1 protein-coding gene is annotated in these 689 nt (G+C 31.1%); it reads left to right on the top strand.

Annotation, left to right across the window (positions count from 1 at the left end; translation table 11 throughout):
* Positions 1 to 241: 241 nt before the first annotated feature.
* On the top strand, positions 242 to 689 hold a 448-nt coding region (locus KA878_RS14020), incomplete at its 3' end, for a site-specific integrase (protein WP_210142257.1).

Here is a 689-nt window from a genome sequence, read left to right as displayed (position 1 = left end):
AAAATTAAAAACAAATTAACATCAACGGATAGAGAGTATAATGTAGCGTATAATGGTTAAAGCCTAAAAGTGTACCTATAATTGCACATAATCATCCAAGTGGTGATCCGTTAAACATAGTATCCTAAACTAGAGTACTCTAAGTACTCGAAGTTTAGGATTTTTTAATTACAGTGCTTTAACTATTAAATATATAAGGGTATTATTAATAGTAGTTAAAGTATTTAAAGGTGGTGGAAAGATGAAGGTTCAGAAAGTAATTGTGGAGGAAAAATCATATCCGTTATACATACTGCTAGATAAAGAATTTGAAGTGATAGAACCGGTTAAGCGATTTATAAAGTACTTGGATAATACGGGCAAAGCTCCAAATACCATTAAAACATATTGTTATCATCTCAAGCTGTTTTATGAATTTATGAGCCAAAGTAGAATCGAATTAGGAGATTTACAATTTGAGGATTTAGCAAACTTTGTAGGTTGGTTAAGAAATCCAGCAGGGCATTTAAAGGTAATAGATATACAACCAAAGAAGGCTAAAAGAGAGGAAACATCAGTTAATTCCATACTTAACGCTGTAACTAGTTTCTTAGAGTATTTAAATCGCACAGAAAATTTTAAAGCTATAGATATGTCTAAAGAAGCAAGAGGAAGAAACTTTAAGGGGTTTCTTCACCATATTTCTAAAG

The sequence above is a fragment of the Staphylococcus sp. GDY8P57P genome, assembly GCF_017892585.1.
GTDB classification, from domain to species: Bacteria; Bacillota; Bacilli; order Staphylococcales; family Staphylococcaceae; genus Staphylococcus; species Staphylococcus borealis.
The sequence above is the reverse complement of the archived record's forward strand: the minus strand, read 5'-3'. Positions and strand labels throughout refer to the sequence as shown.